General features: G+C 55.8%; 13 protein-coding genes. 6 read left to right on the forward strand and 7 right to left on the reverse strand.

What is annotated here, in order from left to right; translation table 11 throughout:
• The first annotated feature begins 104 nt into the window (after positions 1 to 104).
• Positions 105 to 1,403, forward strand: a complete 1,299-nt coding sequence (gene glnT, locus OSO_RS0121660; protein WP_029247308.1) for a type III glutamate--ammonia ligase — start codon at positions 105 to 107, stop codon at positions 1,401 to 1,403.
• Positions 1,404 to 1,564: 161 nt separating this feature from the next.
• On the opposite strand, the gene OSO_RS0121665 is transcribed toward glnT, so the two are convergent.
• Positions 1,565 to 2,680, reverse strand: coding sequence for a 3-oxoacyl-ACP synthase III family protein (locus OSO_RS0121665; RefSeq protein ID WP_010585222.1), 1,116 nt, complete (start codon positions 2,678 to 2,680; stop codon positions 1,565 to 1,567).
• Between the two features lie 440 nt (positions 2,681 to 3,120).
• Between OSO_RS0121665 and OSO_RS0121675 the strand changes: the two genes are divergently transcribed.
• The 3 genes from OSO_RS0121675 to OSO_RS0121685 all read left to right on the forward strand — a co-directional run bounded on the left by OSO_RS0121675 (position 3,121) and on the right by OSO_RS0121685 (position 8,622).
• A complete protein-coding gene (locus OSO_RS0121675; RefSeq protein WP_010585224.1) occupies positions 3,121 to 4,569 on the forward strand; it encodes a TlpA disulfide reductase family protein in 1,449 nt (482 codons plus the stop codon).
• A 141-nt stretch (positions 4,570 to 4,710) separates the two neighbouring features.
• Positions 4,711 to 6,135, forward strand: coding sequence for a DUF58 domain-containing protein (locus tag OSO_RS0121680; RefSeq protein WP_010585225.1), 1,425 nt, complete (start codon positions 4,711 to 4,713; stop codon positions 6,133 to 6,135).
• A gap of 12 nt (positions 6,136 to 6,147) precedes the next feature.
• On the forward strand, positions 6,148 to 8,622 hold the full coding sequence (locus tag OSO_RS0121685) for a transglutaminase TgpA family protein (protein WP_010585226.1): 2,475 nt from the start codon (positions 6,148 to 6,150) through the stop codon (positions 8,620 to 8,622).
• Between the two features lie 188 nt (positions 8,623 to 8,810).
• On the opposite strand, the gene rsmH is transcribed toward OSO_RS0121685, so the two are convergent.
• Positions 8,811 to 9,860 (reverse strand): 16S rRNA (cytosine(1402)-N(4))-methyltransferase RsmH, encoded by a 1,050-nt coding sequence (rsmH, locus tag OSO_RS0121690; RefSeq protein WP_010585227.1) that lies wholly within the window; start codon positions 9,858 to 9,860, stop codon positions 8,811 to 8,813.
• 320 nt (positions 9,861 to 10,180) lie between these two features.
• Between rsmH and trxA the strand changes: the two genes are divergently transcribed.
• Both trxA and OSO_RS0121700 read left to right on the forward strand, forming a co-directional pair.
• On the forward strand, positions 10,181 to 10,507 hold the full coding sequence (gene trxA, locus OSO_RS0121695) for a thioredoxin (RefSeq protein ID WP_029247310.1): 327 nt from the start codon (positions 10,181 to 10,183) through the stop codon (positions 10,505 to 10,507).
• A gap of 94 nt (positions 10,508 to 10,601) precedes the next feature.
• Entirely contained in the window at positions 10,602 to 13,313 is a 2,712-nt protein-coding gene (locus OSO_RS0121700) for a coiled-coil domain-containing protein (RefSeq protein ID WP_010585229.1), read from the forward strand.
• Positions 13,314 to 13,512: 199 nt separating this feature from the next.
• Here the strand turns inward: OSO_RS0121700 and OSO_RS0121705 are convergent, their stop codons facing one another.
• From OSO_RS0121705 to OSO_RS0121730, 5 genes are all read right to left on the reverse strand, one after another.
• Positions 13,513 to 13,875 (reverse strand): 2Fe-2S iron-sulfur cluster-binding protein, encoded by a 363-nt coding sequence (locus OSO_RS0121705; protein WP_010585230.1) that lies wholly within the window; start codon positions 13,873 to 13,875, stop codon positions 13,513 to 13,515.
• 240 nt (positions 13,876 to 14,115) lie between these two features.
• Positions 14,116 to 14,967, reverse strand: coding sequence for a sugar transferase (locus OSO_RS48375; protein ID WP_010585231.1), 852 nt, complete (start codon positions 14,965 to 14,967; stop codon positions 14,116 to 14,118).
• 311 nt (positions 14,968 to 15,278) lie between these two features.
• Positions 15,279 to 16,451 carry an 8-amino-7-oxononanoate synthase gene (bioF, locus tag OSO_RS0121715; protein WP_010585232.1) on the reverse strand — a complete coding sequence of 391 codons (1,173 nt, stop codon included), beginning with the start codon at positions 16,449 to 16,451 and terminating at the stop codon, positions 15,279 to 15,281.
• Between the two features lie 182 nt (positions 16,452 to 16,633).
• Positions 16,634 to 18,172 (reverse strand): MFS transporter, encoded by a 1,539-nt coding sequence (locus tag OSO_RS0121720; protein WP_010585233.1) that lies wholly within the window; start codon positions 18,170 to 18,172, stop codon positions 16,634 to 16,636.
• Positions 18,173 to 18,481: 309 nt separating this feature from the next.
• Complete coding sequence (locus tag OSO_RS0121730) at positions 18,482 to 19,612, reverse strand: sensor protein KdpD (RefSeq protein ID WP_010585234.1); 1,131 nt, start codon at positions 19,610 to 19,612, stop codon at positions 18,482 to 18,484.
• Positions 19,613 to 19,617: the final 5 nt, after the last annotated feature.

Here is a 19,617-nt window from a genome sequence, read left to right on the forward strand (position 1 = left end):
GAAGTCAATGCATCTCTGAAGACACTGAAGCCGTGAGGCTTAAACCGAAGATTTCGTCAGGACAATGCAATCGGGGCGATCTCGTCCGTATGAAAGAAGATGCCATGTCATTGCTTGAAACGGCCAAAACCCTGGGCCTGCGCTACTTCCTGGTTTCCTACTCCGATCTGATGGGGACATCGCGATCAAAGCTGATTCCCGTCGCCGCGATCCAGGAGGTCTGCAAGAATGGAGCTCCCTTTGCAGGATTTGCCACATGGCTGGACCTGACCCCCGCCGACCCTGACGTCTTCGCAAAGCCCGATCCCGAGAGCCTGATCCAGTTGCCGTGGAAACCGGAAGTTGGTTGGCTGGCCGCCGACTTATGGATGGACGGCCAGCCACTGGCACAAGGGCCCCGCAACGTCTTGAAACGTTCGATCGCGCGTGCTGCGCAGCACGGGTACGAGATGAGAACGGGCGTCGAATGCGAGTTTTTCCTCCTCACCCCCGATGGTCAGTCGGTCAGTGACCCCTTTGATGATCAGAAAAAACCATGCTACGACCAGCAAGCACTCGTGCGTCGTTACGAATTGATCGCCGCGATCTGTGATGCATTGACCGACCTCGGATGGGAGCCATACCAGAACGACCACGAAGACGCGAATGGCCAGTTCGAAATCAACTGGAAATATGGCGAAGCTCTGCAAACTGCCGATCGCCAGACGTTTTTTAAGTTCCTGGTGAAATCGCTGGCCGAACTGCACGGCATGCGTGCGACGTTCATGCCGAAGCCATTCTCTCGATTGACTGGAAACGGCTGTCATATTCATGTTTCGCTGTGGGACCGAGAAAAGAAAGCGAACCTCTTCGCCGACACGCGTGACGATCTTGGCCTTTCGACGCTTGCCTACGAATTCCTGGGCGGAGTTTTGAACTCTGCCGAAGCACTGTCGGCACTCGTAACCCCTACGGTCAATTCGTACCGACGAATTCACGCACGCGGAACCAGTTCGGGTGCAACCTGGTCGCCGAACACGATCAGTTACTCTGGCAACAATCGCACACACATGATTCGCATTCCGGATGGCGGGCGGTTCGAACTGCGCCTGGCCGACGGATCGGCGAATCCGTACCTGATGGCGGCAGGCCTTCTCGAGGCGGGACTTTACGGAATGGCGCATCATTGCCAGCCAGGTCCTCCGTCCAAAACCAACGCCTACTTCGAGCAGCTTCCTCCCGACATGCGAGTCTTGCCCGATAACCTCCTCGACTCACTTCGCGCGTTGCAGAACGACACCATTCTCAAAGCTGGGCTCGGTGAGGAGTTCACCCGTGCCTACCTAAAGTTGAAACGAGCGGAGTGGCGCGACTATTCCAGCCATGTGTCCAAATGGGAAACAGAACACACATTGGACTGTTAAACTAGGTGGCAGGCTCACTGTAAGGGCGACGCTCGCTGGCGGAAATCTTGACCCGGCCTCTCGAGGATGCCTCCAAGCCTGCCAGCACAAAGTGCCAGTTCCACCAGAGTCGATTGACCAGAGTGTCCGACGACCTGCGACCATGGTCGCAACATGCCGACTCACCAGCGGAACAAGCAGGTGCCCCAAGTCAAACCGGCACCGAATCCGCTCATCAGCATCGTGTCTCCGCGCGAAATGCGGCCCGCTTGAACGGCCTCGTCCAAGGCGATGGGAATCGATCCACCTGACGTATTGCCATAGTCCCGAAGATTGTTGTACATCCGGTCCTGTGGAATCGCCAATTGTTCCGCCACATGATTGATGATGCGGATGTTCGCCTGATGCAATACATACAGCGAGATATCTTGCACAGACATCCCCGATTTTCGCATGACAACTTCCATGCTATCCGCCACCGCCCGAACGGCCCACTTAAAGACGTTGCGGCCATCCATTTGCAAGAATTGACGTCCCGCATCCAAATCTTCGTGGGTTACGGGATTCTTAGAGCCGCCTGCCTGCCGGTCGAGCATCGCTCCACCGCCGCCATCGGACCCAAGCTGGTAACAGATCAATCCTTGATGCGCGTCACCGCGAGCGATCAGCACCGCACCCGCACCGTCGCCAAAGAGTGGTGCGACTTTCTGATCCAACGGATTCACGATGCGGCTATTGCAATCACCGCCAATTACCAGCGCCAGGCGACTATTCCCAGTCGCGACGAATTGCGCGGCCGTCGCTAATGCATAGACGAAACCAGAGCAGGCCGCATGGACGTCCATGGCGGGTGCGTCGATTCCTAAAGCTTCTTGCACCAGATTTGCGGTGGATGGACACTGGAAATCTGGTGTAAAGGTTCCGACGACCACCAAGTCGATCTCGCGGGTGTCGACTCGAGCATTTCGGATGGCTCGTCGAGCGGCTTCGACGCACAGATCACTGGTGGCTTGTTCAGGGCGCGCATAGCGTCGCGAAACAATTCCAGTCCGTTGCTCAATCCACGCGGGGTCATAACCGTAAAGACTTTGCAGGTCCGCATTCGTAACGATGTGATCCGGAACGTACGATCCCGTCGAAACGATTTGAACCCCAAGCAGTGAACGCGTTCGGCGGCTCCAGCTCGATCTGGACGGAGTAGAGGGGCTTGGTGCGACAGGGTTTGGCGCGAAGGCAGGGCCGGCCTCTACGCCGGTAGCAGAGCCATTCGCCACACGTGATCCGTCGCTCTCATACATAGATCGCATCCTCGATCGGCAAAGCGCCAAACGTCTCCAGTTCCGCCGTTATCCCGACAACAGCGTCCAGCGAACGATTCACTTCATTCGACCAGCAGGGTTTGAGGAAACTCCAGCCAACCTGTTTGAAGTATACCGCCCGTTTTTCCTGCAGACTAGCGAGCCCACGACCGCAGCCACGAACTTTGCCTGATGTGGATGGATTATGTTTATTCCCGTAAATTGAGCAAGATGGATCGATTGTCACTGCCCCCACCAGCAGCCTCATTCGATCGACGGAACCTTAATTCGTTGAGTGAAATCAGCCTTCTTCGGCGTCGGGTCGCTCTTGCGGCATCTGCCGGTTTTGGCCTAAAACTCGCCCACGAAAGCCGAACCGAACATGTATGCGTTCGGCCATTTCGTTGATTTCGGGTCTCTCAAGGGATGGAGAGAGGTCAATGCGTTTCGTCGCGAATGCTTGGAGTTGGGGCGGTTCGGGTTTGGTTACCGCGGCTTTGCTGGCCGGATGTGGAACGCAGTCGCCACCCGTCGCTGAAATCAACATCAACGAAACCACCGTCGCCGATGCGAATGATGTTTCCGAGGGCTTGCCTCTGCTCGCGGTCCCCGGCCCTGACGATGCGAAAAACAAGGGCAAGGTGACTCGCGCCTCTGCCACGACGAAATCCGCACCTACTTTGCTGCCAAAAGGCCTGTTCGGCAAGAAGGCTCAACCTGATTCGGCGTCCGAGAACAGCGAGCCTGCTCAGCAACTGTTGGAAAAAGGCTCGCCCCAATGGCTGCTGGCGGAAATTCAGCAGATTCGATTACTGCCGTTGCCGAACGAAATGAAAGAAGAGGAAGAAAACGACGACTCGGATGAAGACGACAAGCCATTAACGCCAGCACAAGAAAAGAAGCTGGCACAAGAAATCGAGCGAAATCGCGACATTCGCCGTGAGCGTAACCAGAAGATCGTGAAGCTCGCCGAAGAATGCCTGCAAAAGACTAGCAAGAATCCCGAGCTTGAGCCCCTGTTCGCGGCCGCCGTTCACAATCTGCTCGACGCTCGCCTACAACTTGCGTTGCAGGGGGATACAGCCAGCATTAAAGCCTTGTATGAAGCAGACGAGGTTCTGTTCGAGCGAAACCCGAAATCGGATTCCGCCTCAGAAGCCGCTTTGACGCTTGTGAATTTGACGCACGCGAATGGCCTGCGATATGGACGTAAAGACCCACGCTGGCTGAAAGAATTCTCGAAGTGCACACAGTCGTACGCGAACCGATTCCCTGACGAAATGCCACGATCGGTTCCGCTTTTGATGGCCGCCGCACGCAGTTGCGAAATGAATGGACAGACCGACGAAGCACGCGGTTGTTACGAGTTGCTCGGCGCAAAATTCAAAGACACTCCGCAGGGACAACAGGCCGCAAGTGTATTGCGTCGACTACAATTGAAAGGGCAGGAGCTTGAATTGGCGGGCCCCGGAATCGACGGTGGCGATATCGACGTCAAGCAACACAAAGGAAAGATGGTACTGGTCGTCTTCTGGGCATCGAATGCAGCACCGTTCACACAACAGCTTCCCAAGATCCTCGAAATCACGACAAAATACCGCAATTTCATGACAGTGGTCGGAGTCAATCTGGACACGGATGAAAAAGCTGTCGACGCGTTCGTGGAAGCCAATCGCCTGGACTGGCAACAAGTCTTCTTCCCGAGCAAACAGGAACGAGGCTGGAATTCGCCGCTTGCGATTCAATATGGAATCAATTCGCTCCCCACGATGTTCCTGCTCGATCCGAATGGAATTGTGGGAGAAACAAACCTTGACGCGACAAACCTCGAAACGAAGATTCGTGAAGTTTACGCCCCCTTCCGAAAGAAAACCGCCGCAGCGAAATAGAAGCCGGCCACATCACATTCTCAGACATATTTGAGTTCCCCAATCTGTCCATCCCGAAGGCTGGACTAGTTGGCGTGCACACCGTGTAATAGGAAGACTTCGCATCGACCCGAGCCTTCCTGCTATTCGGCCATGCCCTGAATGTCTGATTCACCAATTTCTGATCAGCGTCTGAAACAGAATCCGTGGGCAGGCATTCTGCCCATTGTGGTGGCGTGCTTGCTGACGGCGATCTACTTTCATGAGCCGCAGCTCACCGCCCGACTGCCAATGCCGGGACACATTCTGATTCGGGTGATTGTCCTGATTATTGGCTTGACTGGCGTGATTCAGTTCATGAACCAGCTCAAGCACCGCCCGCGACTTCCGTCGTGGATGCGTCTTAGCCAGCACTGGATGACGATTCCACTCGAAGGCTGGATCTACCTGGGAATCATGTTCGTCCTGTTCACAGGGGCGATGCTCACCAAACAAAACACGCTGCTGCTTGTGTTCGCCTTCATGGCAGGCCCGTTTGTGATCAACGGCTGGATGACGTTTGGAATGCTTCAGGCAGCCAGAGTTCATCGCGATTCACCACCGCGAGCGATGCAAGGCGAATTATTCTCGGTGGAACTAAAGCTTCACAACAGTCGCCCGCTGCTGGCCATCTGGATGATGTCAATTCGAGACGAGATCGGGCACACGCTCGAATCGCTGAATGCCACGGTCTTGTTTTCGCGCGTCTCTCCACGTTCGTCGCAGGCAGGACAGTACCAGTTGCGCCTTGTGCATCGCGGTCGATATCGACTTGGCCCTCTTTCAGTCTCGTCTCGATTCCCCCTCGGACTCGTTGAGCGCAGCCGCATCTTCCCCGTGAAAAGTGAAGTTCTGATCTATCCTCGAATCGGTCGAATCTCTCCCGACTGGCGATTGAAGCTGGTGGGGGCAACCGAACTGGTTTCTCGCAATCAACCGCAACGCGGCGTGTTTCACGACGATTTTCATCGCCTGCGAGAATTTCGATCGGGTGATAACCCACGCGCGATTCACTGGCGTTCAACAGCACGACGAGGAGAATTGATCCTTCGCGAATTTCATCAGAATCGCGAGCATACACTGGCAGTGGTACTCGATCTTTTCCAACCGCCGAACGCGAAAGCCGCCGATCACGAAAGCGTGGATTTCGCCCTGAGCTTTGTCGCCTCGATCCTGGTCGAACGGGGACGCGAATGTCGAGATGGATTTCTGTCGTTGACCGTTTCGGGAGCGCGCACCTTTCGATGGGAAGGGCAGGGACATTCGAGCAGCCTGGAATCGCTGTTCGACGGACTGGCGGTCATTGAACCGGGCTCCGCAAGTGAAGTCGCCGAAAATCTTCAATCCACACTCGAACAAACTCAGTCAACAACTCAATTGTTGCTCATCACAACACGCGAGGGAGAACTGCCGTACCAATCCTTGCTTTCGCATCGGATTGACGTACTGAACCTGACGACACGGACGGATGACTCGCTGCTGATTTTTGACGACGAACGACAACTACGCTCCGTTCGCCGAGAACCAGTTTTGCATCGGGACGAATGAGGAACTGGATGTATGGAACTCGGAACCGTCTTCAAGATCAGCCTCTACGGCCTGACGGCGCTGATCGGCATCATTCTCGGCCTTGCGGAAGGCGAAGGATCACAGAGTTACAGCTTTCGTAGCAGCCTGCTACTGCCGTTCCTCTCAGTGCCTGTCGTCATCGGCGGATATCTCGTAACAGAACGGAAATCGGGACGCACGACTTCACCAGGCCTCGGCTTGAGTTCAACGTGGGCCAACGTCCTGGGAATGATGGCGCTCATTGCGACCGGGTACGAATTCTCCGGCGATAGCCGCGAAGGAAAACTGCTGGCCGGCACACACCTCTTGCTCTATGTCACGTGGATCGTGCTCTTCCAGCAGAAAACAATCCGCCTTTACTGGTTCTTGTTAGCACTGGGAATCCTGCAACTGGCCGTAGCGTCAGTCCTGACAAGCAAAGGCTGGTTCGGATTCTGTGCTGTCGGCTACATGTTCTGCGCCGTCTGGACTCTTTCGATCTTCTCGCTGTGGCGGGCGGAACAGATGTTCGAAGAAGAAAACCTCAGACGGATCGAAGGAACGCCCGGTGAAACGCTGGCGCAGCCACTTACGAGGGGCAATCGCGCGTCACAGAGCGAAGTTCAAAGTGCCGTGCAACACGAAGAGGGAACCCAGTGGCTGACCGCACGATTTGTTACCGGGGTGTTGTTGACAACCTGCTCGGCCTTGCTTGTCAGCACGGCATTTTTTGCATTTATCCCCCGCGTTTGGGTTGGGCCGGACTTCTCATTACAGGACGATGCCAATGCCATGTCCGGCCTGGTACGAAAAACCGGACTTGCTGGCTTCATCAAGCTGGGTGATCTCGGTCGAGTCCTCGAAAGCACCGAACGCGTGTTTGAGATTCAGCTCACAAACCGGGAAACGAAAGCCAACATTCCCGTCGAAGACTACGCACAATTGCTAGGCATGGCCGAACCGCTTTTCCGAGGTGCCGTCTTTACAAAGTATGAAAAGGGACGCTGGTCCCCCAGTCGCGGCAATGAATTCCACATCGTGCGTTTTACCATCGCTTCCGCAGACGCCGCCGTTCGTCAGAACGTTCGGCTGGAACCGACGACTTCTCAGGTGCTGTACTGTCTGGGTTCACCGTTGGCCATGACATCGCGTCGAATTCCATTCGGAGATTTTGATGCCCTGACGGGCGTCGCAATGCGCAATGAAGTCCGAGGCGAGTTAAACGTCACAGAATACCTGGCCTACTCCAACCTGCCGACGGTCGAACAACCATACTACGCCATCAAAGTTTCGCCCGACACGCGTTCGGCGTACTACACGCGAGGATACCTCAAAGACAATACCGAACTGCCCAAGGGGCTGTCGCAATTAAAGGAACTAGCGCGTCACATCGTCGAACAGGAAACCGCACGAATCCAAAGAGCCGAGAACCGATCGAAAGCGCGTGAACTCACGCCGTTCGAGAAGGCGACGGCCATCGAGTACTACCTGCGCGAGTCCGGAATCTACAAGTACTCGCTCGACCTTGCGATCCATGATTCGACGATTGACCCAGTCGAAGATTTTCTCGTCAATCGCAAGTCAGGGCACTGCGAATATTTCGCCACAGCACTGGCACTCATGCTGCGCAGTGTCGACATTCCAGCGCGCGTCGTGAGCGGCTTCAAGGGAGGAATTACGCACCCGGACGGTTCGTTTGAAGTCCAGCAAAGGTTTGCGCATTTGTGGGTCGACGCATGGGTTGATCACGAGAAATGGACAACATTTGACGCCACCCCGCTGGAAGCAAGGTCCCTCAGTGTGGCCGAAGTTGCCGCGAAAAAATCCTCCGTCTGGCAAGGAGTTCAAACCACGCTCTCAGGCCTTTGGTCCGAGAATGTGTTGAACATGTCCCTCGACCGCCAGGAACAATCGATCTACAAGCCGATGCGTGAGTTAGCCTATATGCTCGCCACACTCGTCGAACAACTGTTCACGTCACCCGAATCGGCAATGAAGACGCTCTGGAACCTCTTGACGGATCGCGAGAAGTGGTTCAGCGTCGGAGGCTTCTTGTTTATTTTCATTGGACTGCTTCTGCTGACAGGTATCACATGGCTCATCCGCTGGTCATCCTCGCGACTTCGCGATTGGTGGCTCAATCGAATTGATCAGGGCCAGCAACGCCGTCAACGAATTGTCGCCTTCTACGAACGATTCGCCAAACTGATGCGCAGCCGTGGAATGAAACGTAAACCCTCGCAGACCCAGCGTGAGTTTGCAGAAGAAGTCGCAATGGCACTGGCTTCCGAGCTTCCTGCCGATGCCGACGCCATGGCCCCGAACGGGATTTCGCAAGCATTCTATCGAGTTCGTTTCGGCGAAGAAGAACTCACCAATGACGAGGTGATTCGATTGGAGCAGGACATCATGGCGCTGGAAAAAGTTCTCTCGAAACAGCCGTCGTCGCATCATCGATCTGAAGCCGCGATGTCGGAATCCGTTTGACCAGCGGAAGCTGCGGTCGATGTCGGCGAAGCTTCAAACCTCAACGGGCACACCTCGATGACCTCGTTGCAAGCCGGCCAACTCATGTATGGGCCGTTTGCATGCCCCTGACAGAACAACGTTGCGGGAGGTACTACGCCCTCTTCGACAATCCCCCATTCTCGCATTCAATCCGCCAAGTCGCAAAATCAACCGCGAACAGCAAATCTGAGTTTTGCAGATGTCGAACGGGGATTGGCATGCCGCTCGGTCGCCGACGCCCGAATGACCTCCTCAGAAATCGATGAGTAGTCACCACAGGCAAGTCCGCGCTTGAAGCTCTGTTTGACGCGTCGATCCTCGCCCGAATGAAACGTCAGAATGGCAATCCGTCCGCCCGGTTTCAGACAGTCTGGTAGCTGCCGCAAGAACGAATCCAGCGCCCCAAACTCATCATTCACCGCGATTCGAAGAGCCTGAAACACACGCCTGACGGTCTCTTTGGTTCGTTCTTCTGTCGCGCGGCCTTTCTGCATGAAATTCGCGATCGCGCTGGCAAGCGCACCGGTCGTTGTCATCGGCGTTTTCGAATGCGTCTGCAATATCATTGCGGCCAGCTTCACGGCCTGCGGTTCATCCGCATTCTGCTCCAAAATCAGCGCCAGTTCCGTCTCGGTCATCCGCGACAAGAGTTCCGACGCCGGTTGCCCATGTCCAGGATTCAGCCGCATATCGAGCGGCCCGTCTGTTTTGAACGTAAACCCTCGACTCGGGTCATCGATCTGCATGGACGAGAGTCCCAGATCCGCCAGTAGAATGTCAGCCCCAGCCGGTGCCTCTTGCAGAACGAAACCGAGAATCCCGGCAAAATTCATCCGCCGCACGACAAGCGACTCGGGGGGGTGGCCCAGCCCACGCAGTCGCGCCTCGGTCTTGGGCAACTCCAAGGGATCGGCGTCGACACCGATCAACTTGCCGCCGGGTTGAAGGGCTGCGAGCACTGCCGTGGCGTGCCCGCCGAACCCCAACGTGCAGTCGACCGCAACTTGTCCTGGCGCGGGAGCCAAAAACTCAAGAATCTCATCAACCAGAATCGGCCGATGCGTCCCCGCCGGCGTTTTTCCACTGGCAAGGACCTTCGCGACAACTTCACCGTACTTTTCCGGTTGATGCTCTTTATATTTCTCGTGAAACTGCCGCGGATTCTTCCCTCGATAGCGTGGCCGTCGCGGAGGCTTATCGGGTGACGGTTCGTTCATGAGAAAAATCACCCGGTCCGCAAGGAATACTCGGTGGCCCCACAGTCACAACGCTGACACGAACAGGCCGAATCACGGTGATCATTGCCGATTCGGGCCGACTTCTCAAACAGTTGATCTGCATCGGCCGCTTGAAATCGCGTTTTTCACACCTCGTGGCGCTCTTCCGAAGCGAAGGCGCCGATTGGTTTTCCGATTTGGACAGCGTTATCCAAATTGACCGAAAGTGCGAATTCCTTATAATCTATGACTCAACCGGTCGCGACGGGGTTCTGCGTCGGGCTTTGAGTTATGGCAAATTTTCATCCGAGAGGCAGATCATGGCTGGTAACGTCGCTGAGTTTACAGATGCCGGTTTCAAATCCGATGTTGTTGATAGCCAACAACCTGTGTTGGTTGACTTCTGGGCGCCGTGGTGCGGCCCTTGCAAGATGCTTGGCCCAACCATTGAAGAGTTGGCCAACACCTATTCGGGCCGCGTCCGAATTGGGAAAGTCAACATTGATGACAATCAGCAAGTCGCAAGCGACTATGGGATTAGCTCAATTCCCACCGTCATGATTTTCAAAGGTGGGCAGGTTGTCGACCGCTTCGTCGGTGTGACACCTAAAGCAAAATTGAGTGCCGCAATCGATAGCCACCTGTAAGACGTCGGCGATTCAGGGTTTCGACGGATTGAATCCCTGAATCGTCCGCATTTTTGTTTCAAATGCAGCTGTGTGATTGGGAAGGGACTCCCAGATGAATGAGCGAGTCAAGGACGAACAGCACGCGCAACGCATCCTGCCTGTGACCGGTTCGCTCAGTGAGCATCATCACATGAACTCGTACGGGATCGGGGTACGTATTGATCCCGCCCATACACTGCCCCCCGAGGCGGAAGCCCGCCAGGTCGAGTGGCAGAACCTGGAACATTTTGTTCCCGGCCGCGCGGCCGGTCGCCCGGCGCCTGCACCTGTGCCCGTCACTCCTGACGTCTCACATATTGATACGCAGTTCCTGGATGACATCAGTCAGCGAGCTCGCCTGATTCACAATCAGATTCAGGCCCAGAAAGCGGTGCTGGACAAGCGCGAAATGGAGCTGCGTAGCCGGCTGATTGAGCTCGAAGAAGATCAACAGCGTTTCCATCATCAGGCGGCACACGACCAGTCGCAACTCGACGCTCGTCGCAGCCAGCTCCAAAAGAACGAAGCCGCCCTTGCCGAACGCATGATCGCGTTCGAACTGCATTCACGAAAACTCGAATCTGAAGCGGCGACGATTCAGCAGCAGCGAGCGGACATCGAGAATCGCAAAAAAGCAATGCGGGAAGAGATCCTTGCGGAACTCGCTTCCGACAAAAAAGCCATCGAAGTCGCCAAGGCGGAGCTGCAAAAAGAACTTCATCATGCACGGGGCTTGAAAGATTCGCTGCAAGAGCGACTGACTCTGTTGACCGCAGAGAATCAGCGGACGCTGAAAGACGAGCGCGAGAAACTGTGGCAGTCTTTGACCGAAGAATGGGAGCAGCGTAAGGTCGCATTCCAGCAAGAACTCGATTCCTGGGCGCGCACGCGTGACCACGAGAAGTCAGAGATCGATCGTGAACGTGCGATGTTCGACGCGACAATCGCGAGTGCGAATGCCGAATTCCTGAATGCACGCGACGCTCTCGCGGCGGAGCTGACGGAGTTGCGTGAGCAACACGCGAACAAGTTGGAGCTCGAACGCGAAGAGTGGCAGCAGGCTCGCCTGCGTGAAGAAGCCGAACTGGCGATTCTGATCGAAACGCAACGTGCCGAGCTTTTGGCCGAACGCGATGCAATGACCGTCGAATTTGATTCCCTGCGTGCCCAGCAAGCTGCGGTGCTACGAGAGGAACAAAGCGAATGGGAACGCACATGCGAAGCGACGCGACTGCAGTTGGCGGCCGAGCAGGAGCAACACACCGCCAAGCTTCAACAATTGTCACTCGAATGGGAAGAAAACTGTCGCATTCGCGAGACTGAGCTGACGGTGCAATCCGAAGCACTGCAGGCCGAGCGTGTGAAGTTCGAGCAGGAATTGGCCGAGACGGTCACACAGCAGACGGCCGCACTCGTTCAGGATCGCGCCGAGTGGGAACAATCTCGTCAGAAAGAGATCGAATCGCTCGAAGCACAGCGAACAGAAGTGGCGGCCTGGCGCGATCAGATCCAACATGAACTGCGCGCGGCCCGCGAACATCACGACCAGTCACTGCAAAGCGAACGGGCGGAATGGGAACAAACTCGGCTTGAGCAGCTAACGCAACTTGAAGCCGAGAAAGCCGATTGGCAGCACTCTACCGAAGCGGAACGGGCATTCCGGGAATCGCAACAGGCCGAATGGGTCGCCTCACGCGATTCCGCACTGGCCGCCTCACGCGAAGCTCTCGAAGTCGAGTTCGTCACTCTCCGACAACAGCACGCACAGCAGCTTCAAGCGGAACGGGACAATTGGGAACAGCAGGTCGCCGAGCAGAAAGCCGCTCTTCAGACACGTCGCGACGAACAGTCTCGTGAATTGACCCTGATTGAAAATCGAATTCGATTCCAACAGGATCACCTGGATAAATCGCGAGCCGAATTCGAGCAGGCCCAAAACGAACATCGCCGCGATCGACAGATCGAGCTGCAGCGACTTGAAGAAGCCAACAAGATCACACTGCAGCGGCAGCGGCAGGTCGACCTCTATCGCTCCTCGATCGACGAGCGTGAGAAGTCGCTGGATCGCGAGCAAGAAGTGCTCAGCCGCACACGAAAAGCGATCACCAGCACGGCTGACTACGATCGCATGAACTTCCAGGCCGAAAAGCACGCTTGGGAACAAGAGCGCCAGATTCAGCAGAGCGAATTGCGACGACAGCAAGAGGCGCTGGTTGCACGGACCGAAAACCTGGAAAGCCGCGGCATTCGACTCGACAAACTGCGTGCAGAACTCGAAGAAACACATCGCGCCACCCTCGAAATGCGATTGGCCGTCGAGGAATCGTGGGCACAATTAACGGATGTGGCAGGTGAAGAGGAAGCACGACTTCGAGTTGACCAAGTTCGACATTCGCTCGCTGGATATCACCAGCAGATGCACGAATCCCTGTCGGAGCGTCGACGCGAACATGTGGAATCACAGTCCAAGTTTGAACGACAGCGTGCCGAGTTCAATGACGAACGTCAGCGTCTGACATCCTGGTTGACGAAGCGCGATGAAGACCTGCGACTGGGAGAAGAACGACTGCGAATCGCCGCGAATGAAGCGGCCGCAAACCACACAAAATGGCTGGCCGCCCGTGACCGATGGCTGATGGAGAAATCCGAGGCGGAACAGTTGATTCGCCGATTGCTCTCGTCACTCGGTGATAACAGCCGGGATGCGACCCGGCAATTCGATCCCAACTTCCGCTGGGACGAAGTGAGCGCGCTGTTCAATAACGCGCCTACCCTCCAAAGCTAATTGCGCCGCCACTCTGTTCTGAGAGGCCCTTAAGGTTTACCCACAGGCTCGTCGGCCTGCGCACGATGAGTTTATGAACGCGTCAATTCCGATTGAAAATCGCAACAACCAAATCGAAAGTGAAGTCATAGCGCGCAGTTGATCACTACGCGCGACCATTCGGGTCTGGACGAACGTGTCGTTCGCAAATCAGACGTCGTCAGCTCCAGAACTTTTCGCCGTGCCAGTTCAATGACGGCTGAGTCTGCACTTCGATATCGCCGTTGACCTGCATCTGACAGGCAAGCCGAAGTGTGGATTCATTACCAATCCGCGCAAAGAATGTGAGCGGATGAGGAACCGTCATCATGAACTTCTCGTACCCACTTTGCACCGAGCAGTTTTCGACGCCCTTCTTCACCATGACCCGACAACTGGTGCAAGCACCGAAGCCAAGACAGTTCACGTAATTGTGCGGGAAGGGGTAGAGCTGCACTCCAGCCTTAATCGCTTCGCGTCGCAGGTTTGATCCCGCGGGAACTTCGACCGTTTTCTTTTCGTTGACGAATGTCACGGTAGGCATATTGGACGTTCTCTCCCTAGTAAGCGAGTGCACTCACAGAACGACGTGACAATGATGATATTCGTGAAGCAAACGAGAACGCAACGCCGTCCAGAGAGAACTCGCGGCAGTCGCATTTTTGAGAATCTGAGACGGGAGTCAGACATCCTGCCCTGCCGCACACTCGCCGTCTGTTCACAAGCTGAGTGTCAACCGGTCGCAATGGACTGAGAACGTGTCTCGGCACCACTCGGAGTCGCGTTAGAGCGCTCCGCTTCCTGTCAGAACAACGCGGATGGTTCGCAGCATGATCTTGATATCGTTCGTCAGGCAACAGTTCTGCAGGTAGAGCAGGTCGAGATTGACTTTGCGTTTGAAGCTCTCGATGTCGTTGTCATATCCATTGATCACCTGTGCCAAGCCGGTCAGGCCCGGCTTCAATCCCAACCGATTGATGTAGTTCGGAATCTCTTTCGTCAGTTCCTGCACAAATTCGGGACGCTCAGGCCGAGGGCCGACGAATGACATCTCACCACGAAGGACGTTCCAGAGTTGCGGCAGTTCGTCCAACCGAGTTTTTCGCAGAAACCAACCGATCGGCGTGACGCGCGTGTCGCCCTTCACCGCGAATTGAGGTCCGTTTTTCTCTGCATCAATACGCATCGTGCGAAACTTGTAGATCACGAAGGGCCGTCCATATCCACCATCGCGCCGGCGTTCCTGATCCAGACGACGACGTTCGATTCCGTCGGGCGGGACGCCAGGCGAATCACTCTTCCGGCGGTCGCCTTTTTTCTGTCGCAGATTCAATCCGACACGAGTCTGTTTAAAGACGATCGGGCCTGGCGACGTCAGCCGGACCAGAATCGCGACGAGCAACATCACGGGACTTAAGAGAACCAGCAATGTAAAGGACGACAGAATATCAAGCAGGCGTTTCCAGCGGCGTGTCGACTCACTCATACAATGAATGTTACGACGTGGTCGATCTAAGTGGAGTTTCGTCAGCCATTCTGGCGGCGGCAAACTGTCGTCCGCCACGTACTGATCGTACAAGTCGGCGAACTCGTCATCGCTTGAAGCGGCACTTGTTTTGAATGTCGAAACGCTCATTTACCTATTCCTGTGACGCTCGTCATTCCGCTCGGTAATTCCAAGCATCACCAACGCTCGCGCTTCCATAGTCACGACCCAAGTTTATTTCAAAGACGGTCACCTGGCCGCGATCAGGTGACTTCTATTTGCAACGGCGTGGTGATTCGACTACCGACCGAAGCGAATGTGATGATTATTTCACTCTCGCAACATGTTGACATAATGCATCACGAATAAATCGAGCCAATCGCCACAATTTCGCGTTTCGTCACGCATCTGGCCTTGGCCCTCGTGACTCCACAACCTTATTCACATAAACGACTTGCACGTCAAACGCGTCCCGCACACGTTTCAGCGAGGATGGCGACGAACGATTCCAGGGCATTATCAGGAGTTGCTGCATGTAACGTAATTCGAAGGCGCGAGGTTCCCTGTGGCACCGTCGGCGGGCGAATTGCCCCGACCAGGAACCCGTTCTTCAGCAGCGAATCTGACACCTCGATCGCCGCTTCGGGCGCGTGGAGCACAACCGGTACAATCGGCCCGACGGAATGCGGATAAGGAACGATACCCGATCGAACCAATGCGTTCCGAAACGCGGCAGACCGCTGCAGCAAACGGTCACGTCCGGTCGAATCCGCGCGAATGACCTGCAGCGCCGCCGTCGCCGCCGCACAGATCGCCGGTGGCAGTGCAGTCGAATAGATCTGCGTTCGCGCTTTGTTCCAAAGAAACTCGATGAGTTCCCTGCGCCCCGCCACGAATCCGCCCAACGCGCCGATCGCCTTACTCAACGTGCCGATGCGGACGTCGATTCGTTCTTCCACATCCAACATTTCGCCCACACCGCGACCGGATTGACCGAAGACACCGGTTCCATGCGCTTCATCCACAATCAAAATCGCCCCGTATCGATCGCGAATTGCACATAGCTCTGGAAGTGGAGCGAGATCTCCATCCATGCTGAACACGCTGTCGGTCACAATGAATCGTCGCCGCGACGATTCACGGGCCAGCGAACGAGACAATCCATCCAAATCGTCATGGCGATAGACTCGCAGCCGTGCGCCCGAGAGCCGGCAACCATCAACCAGACTGGCGTGGTTCAGTCGATCACAGAAGACCGAATCTCCTTCGGATGCCAGGGCGGCGACGGTCCCCACGTTTGCGGCCATTCCCGTCGGAAAAACAATTGCGGCCTCGGTCCCTTCAAACTCAGCCAGAGCCTGTTCAAGCCGAACATGTTCGTCACTTCGGCCGCAGACCAAAGGGCTGGCCTTCGCGCCGACTCCGTGCGTTTCCAGGGCGCTCATCGCTGCCTGGACGACACTGGGATGAGTTGCCAGGCCAAGATAGTCGTTCGATGCAAAGTCCCAGGCGACATGTCCATCCACCCAGCAACGCCCCTCTGCCAAGGGACGAATCTCGCGCCGACGCCGCAACAAGCCGCCCGCGGCCCAGACTCGCAGTTCTTCGGTCAGCCAATCCCACCGATCAGGCATTGCCAAACCTCAAGGGATTCTCCCCAACAATACGCGACGAAAAGAGGTTCGCGCCGCTTCAAACACGGATGCCCTTAACGAAGCAGCCGAAACCATCTTCGCAGATGGTCTCGGCTGCTTTCAATTCCTCGACTTCGAGAAGTCGCGTCAAACGTGACTTCTCGATGCAATCACAGCAACGTTCAGTGCGACTCTGGGACGGGTGTCCCTGCGATATGCACAGCCTTGTAGCCACCGGCACACTGGAAGCAGATAATCAGAAACAGGTAAAGTCCGGCCATCGTCAAAGGCACATACGACGTCAATTGCAGAGCACGGCGGCCACCATGCAGTACGGCCTTATCGACAAGCTGCTTATCCTCGGCGGCGGTCTTTTGCGCTTCCGCCCACCATGGAGTCAACTTTTCTTCCGGCTTGTTCGCATCGCGCAGCAACTGGTTGGCTCGTTCCAATTCCTTACCATTGTCGTCGAGAACCCCGACTTTCAATCCATCCAGGCCGACGACTTTGTATCCCAGGAAGCTGTTCTCTCCGTCCGCTTTGTAACGCTCATAGACTTCAGGCGCTTCGCGTTTCAGTTCGTTCGAGGCATTGTAGTCTTGCTTGAAACCGATCCCAGGTCCGCCCAACCATCCGGCCGAAAGCATTCCGATTCCACCCAACGCACCAATCGTAATCGCGCCACCTTTGGGGAAACGCTCGGAAGCGACTGCGAGCATTGTAGGCCACAGGAACGTCTTGCCGCAGGCGTAGACTGTCGCGGCAACGACGCACAACACAACGGTATTCGCGGCGCCAAGCAGCTGCAAACCGGCAACACCAAGTAAGCTGCTGACGAACAACAGCCCCAGCGGCGAAATGCGATGCACGATCGGACCGGCGAAGAAGCGCAAGGCGAACATCAGACTGGACGTGTACACGAACAGCAGCAAACCACCTTGCTTCGTTCCCATGATCGAACCGGTAATCTTCCCAATCCACGAGTCGGTTCCCAGTTCGACATAGCCGACCAGTGCGTGCAGGACCAACAGCAGAAGCATCAGCGGCGCGATCAACTGAAGGATCATCGTGCCGTAGCTGACGCCGGCATCGCTGGCTTCCGACTTCGGAAACTTCTGCCCCAAAACCATCAGGCCATACAGAACCACCGGCACCAGGAAGAGCGACATTTGAATCTTCCAGTCGACTGCGTTTCCCGAATCAGGGTTCATGAAATAGGACATCAGGCCACCCAGAATCAGTCCGCCGGGCCAACCTGCATGAAGAATATTCAAGTAGTGAGTCTTGTTCGCCGGAAACAGTGACGCGACGAGGGGATTGACCACGGCTTCGCAGATTCCGTTACCAACCGCGAACAGGAACATTCCCCAGTACAGACAAGAATATGCTGCTTCTTTTCCACCGACGGTGTACGCATAACCTGCTGCCAACGTCACAACCGCCGAAACGAAATGCGCGACGAACGCGGCCCCCATCAGCGTTCCATAACCCACTTTGTCGGCAACAAAGGCACCGATGAGGATGATCACGCCGGCCCCCACGAGCCCGCCGCCGGTGATATTTCCCAGCTCAGTCATCGTGAATCCGAACTTCACCGCCCACTGGCCCAAGATCCCCCCGCGGATCGAAAATCCGACCCCCGCGGCGAGAATCGCCATGAAGCCGGCCCACAGCAGACGCTGTGCATTCGGCGCGATACCCTCACTCTTGCCGTCACTCATTGTTAATCCACTCTTCTGTTGTTTCAAGAACTCGTATCCCTACGAACGACTCCTAGCGGCCAAAGTCATCGCACGAAATCGTCTCGCGCGGTCCAGCATGCTAACCAGTCGTGCGACATCTTTCCACGAAATGAAACCGAAGTGCCGGCCCCGCTTCGAAATGCCCATATTCAGGAACTGTTCTTGTGCAATCGAATGAACGGCGAAAATGGCTCATTTCAATGACAATTCGATTCATTTTAGGATTTTGCGGCGCTACGCGCCATACAGAGACCCCACTGCGTCCCAATCGACTTCAGAGTGGATTCGTCAGGGCTGTCCGACGACAAGCACGTCGGCTTCCGGAATGGCCTGAAGCAGTTTGTCCAAGACTGACTGGCCGAACACGCGGCGATACCAGGGACGTTGCGTGCGTCCTAGCACAATGTGCGTGACGCTGTATTCCTTCGCAAAGGCAACGATCGTGCTGACAACATCCGCGCCTTTGAACGTCATTTCGACTCCGCCCAGTTGTTGGACCAACGCCAGATTGTTGCTAACCTGGCGCTGTACAGCGGCCGATATGCGGGTCAGATCCTCGTGGGGAGTCTGAATGTAGACGGCATACCAAGGAGCGTTCAGTCGATCGGCCAGACGTGCCGCCTTCCGCAGCAAATGCTCGACATTGGGGCCGCGAGAACTCAAACAGACCATCACCCGAGCGGTGCCGCCCTGCGCCGCCACGGAGTCCGTTTTTGTTCGTCGCTGATCCAACCGATGCGAGATCTCTTCGAGTGCGTACTCGCGTAGCCGCGTCAGATTGGCTTGAGTGAAAAAACTGTCCAGAGCGCGATCAATGCGTTCCGCGGGATAAATCTTTCCGGCCTGCAAACGTTCGCGAAGGTCTTCTGCGGAAAGATCAACGTTGATCAACTGGTCGGCCATGCCGACAATGTAATCAGGAATACGCTCTTTGACTTTGACACCCGTCGACTTCTCGACCATGTCGTACAGGCTTTCGAGATGTTGAATATTGAGCGTGCTGATGACGTTGATCCCGGCACGCAGTAGCTCCTCAACATCCTGATAACGCTTCGAAAACTTGCTGCCCGGCGCATTCGTATGCGCGAGTTCATCCACCAGGACGACTGACGGATGTCGCGCCAGAATGGCATCCAAGTCCATTTCTTCAAGAACGACGCCCCGATATTCGATCTTGCGACGTGCCACCTGTTCCAGATTGCTCACCTGCGCCGCGGTGTCGGCGCGGCCGTGCGTTTCCACGATTCCGATCACGGCATCGACGCCACGTGCCTTCAAACGCTGCCCTTCCTGCAGCATCTCATAGGTCTTTCCAACTCCCGCGGCGAAGCCCAAATAGATCTTCAGACGTCCCCGCTGTTGCTGGCGGATTAGCGTGAGGAAATGTTCGGGCGTCGGGCCACTCTGGTCGGCAGACAAGGGAT

This window comes from Schlesneria paludicola DSM 18645, from assembly GCF_000255655.1.
Taxonomy (GTDB): domain Bacteria; phylum Planctomycetota; class Planctomycetia; order Planctomycetales; family Planctomycetaceae; genus Schlesneria; species Schlesneria paludicola.

What these genes read in the sequence shown, in the direction of transcription:
- glnT (WP_029247308.1), top strand. Translation starts at nt 105, where the DNA reads ATGTCATTGCTTGAAACGGCCAAAACCCTGGGCCTGCGCTACTTCCTG.
- OSO_RS0121665 (WP_010585222.1), bottom strand. Translation starts at nt 2,680, where the DNA reads ATGTATGAGAGCGACGGATCACGTGTGGCGAATGGCTCTGCTACCGGC.
- OSO_RS0121675 (WP_010585224.1), top strand. Translation starts at nt 3,121, where the DNA reads ATGCGTTTCGTCGCGAATGCTTGGAGTTGGGGCGGTTCGGGTTTGGTT.
- OSO_RS0121680 (WP_010585225.1), top strand. Translation starts at nt 4,711, where the DNA reads ATGTCTGATTCACCAATTTCTGATCAGCGTCTGAAACAGAATCCGTGG.
- OSO_RS0121685 (WP_010585226.1), top strand. Translation starts at nt 6,148, where the DNA reads ATGGAACTCGGAACCGTCTTCAAGATCAGCCTCTACGGCCTGACGGCG.
- rsmH (WP_010585227.1), bottom strand. Translation starts at nt 9,860, where the DNA reads ATGAACGAACCGTCACCCGATAAGCCTCCGCGACGGCCACGCTATCGA.
- trxA (WP_029247310.1), top strand. Translation starts at nt 10,181, where the DNA reads ATGGCTGGTAACGTCGCTGAGTTTACAGATGCCGGTTTCAAATCCGAT.
- OSO_RS0121700 (WP_010585229.1), top strand. Translation starts at nt 10,602, where the DNA reads ATGAATGAGCGAGTCAAGGACGAACAGCACGCGCAACGCATCCTGCCT.
- OSO_RS0121705 (WP_010585230.1), bottom strand. Translation starts at nt 13,875, where the DNA reads ATGCCTACCGTGACATTCGTCAACGAAAAGAAAACGGTCGAAGTTCCC.
- OSO_RS48375 (WP_010585231.1), bottom strand. Translation starts at nt 14,967, where the DNA reads ATGAGCGTTTCGACATTCAAAACAAGTGCCGCTTCAAGCGATGACGAG.
- bioF (WP_010585232.1), bottom strand. Translation starts at nt 16,451, where the DNA reads ATGCCTGATCGGTGGGATTGGCTGACCGAAGAACTGCGAGTCTGGGCC.
- OSO_RS0121720 (WP_010585233.1), bottom strand. Translation starts at nt 18,172, where the DNA reads ATGAGTGACGGCAAGAGTGAGGGTATCGCGCCGAATGCACAGCGTCTG.